Genomic DNA, 1500 nt, shown 5'->3' on the forward strand with positions numbered 1-1500 from the left:
CACCTGCGCGCTCCTGGGCACGGCGATCGGCGCGATCAGCGCCTGGCCCGTCCTGCGGACGCCGGGGCGGGCCGTCCCCGCGCTGATGCTGGGAGCCCTGCTGACCCTCGTCGTGACCGGCTCGCCCGCACAGGCGGCGGTGAGCGGGCTGGTCACCGGGTCACGGGAGGCGGTCGTCCCGCTGCCGGTACTGCCCCTGCTCGCGGCGGCCGTCGTGACGGCGGGGGTGGTGGCGGGAGCGTGCGCGCTGGTGTCACGGAGGGCGGCGGACTGAAAGGAGCGGGGCTGGTGGCTGGGGCTTGAGGCGTCGGTCGGCGTGCTGGTGGGCCGGACGCGGTTCGGAGTGGGGCGGGTCGGCGGGGACGGCTCCGGCCGGGGTGCGGTTCGGAGCTGGGCCCCCGTCGGCGGGGGCGGCTCTGGCCGGGGGTGGCGGGGGACCGCCGTTCTTCAGGGCTCGGAGTCGCCCTGGGCTGGATGCTGCTCAGGGGCCGGTGCTGCCCGGCCGGGGGCCGCATGGCTGCGGTTCCATGTCCGGCGGCCTGCCCCCGCACGCCCGTCCGTCCGGCCCCCGCGCCCTCGCGTGTCAGCACCGTGCAGGCGTCAGCCGTCGCTCACCCTGAGCACGCGTTCCGCTCGGCCTCGCGCCACTCGCACACGGGACACAGCGTGACCCCCTTCTGCGTCTGCGGGTACTCCGTCGGCTCTCGGCACAGGACGCACTCCGCGTACGTGGTGTCGGTCATGCCGGTCAGCCTACGGTCGCCCGGATCTGCTCGGAGACCTTCACGAAGCGGTACCCCTTGCGGCGGAGTTCGGGGACGATCGTGCGCAGGGCGTGTTCGGTGGTGGGGGCGGCGCTGCGGGTGCAGTGCATGACGACGACGGAGCCCGGCTTCACCCCGTCGAGGACCTGGCGGGCGACCGCGTCCGCGTCCGTCGCGAAGGCGTCGCCGCTGATCACGTCCCACTGGACGGCCGTGACGCCGGTGCCGCTCAGGGCGCGCAGGGCCGTCTTGTCGTGGCAGCCGCCGGGGAAGCGGAAGTAGGGCATGGCGTGCGGGACGCCGGCCTTGCGGAACGCGGCGTACGCCTTCTCGACGTCCTCGCGCATCTCGGGCCGAGGGACCGTCGGCAGGCCGTAGCAGTCGGACGTGAACGCGTGGTGGCTGTACGAGTGGTTGGCGACCTCGAACAGGGGGTCGCGGCCGATCGAGCGGGCCTGGTCGGGGTACTCCTCGGCCCAGCGGCCCGTCATGAACACCGTCGCCGGGATCTTCAGCGAGCGGAGGGTGGCGATCAGCGCCGGGTTGTCGAAGTGCTCGCCCTTCGCCGCGCGCGCTCCCTGGTCCGAGGTCATGTCCGCGTCGAAGGTGAGGGCGACCGTGCGGCCCTTGTCGCGGGGGGCGTGCTCGAAGACGGGGGTGAGACCGGCGGGGCCCGCCGCGAGGGTGGGGGGCGGGGAGGGGACCGGGGCCTTCGACGGGGACGGGGACGCCGCGG

At 75.0% G+C, this 1500-nt stretch carries 2 protein-coding genes and 1 pseudogene; 1 reads left to right on the plus strand and 2 read right to left on the minus strand.

What is annotated here, in order from left to right; translation table 11 throughout:
- Nucleotides 1-274 (plus strand): annotated as a pseudogene (locus ACVNF4_RS35890) (ABC transporter); the annotation flags it as partial.
- 337 nt (nucleotides 275-611) lie between these two features.
- Here ACVNF4_RS35890 and ACVNF4_RS35895 read toward each other — a convergent pair.
- Both ACVNF4_RS35895 and ACVNF4_RS35900 read right to left on the minus strand, forming a co-directional pair.
- Nucleotides 612-743 (minus strand): hypothetical protein, encoded by a 132-nt coding sequence (locus ACVNF4_RS35895; protein WP_461807017.1) that lies wholly within the window; start codon nucleotides 741-743, stop codon nucleotides 612-614.
- A gap of 5 nt (nucleotides 744-748) precedes the next feature.
- Nucleotides 749-1500, minus strand: a 752-nt coding sequence (locus tag ACVNF4_RS35900) for a polysaccharide deacetylase family protein (protein ID WP_461807018.1), incomplete at its 5' end; no start/stop codon positions are given.

The organism is Streptomyces sp. S6, assembly GCF_054880855.1.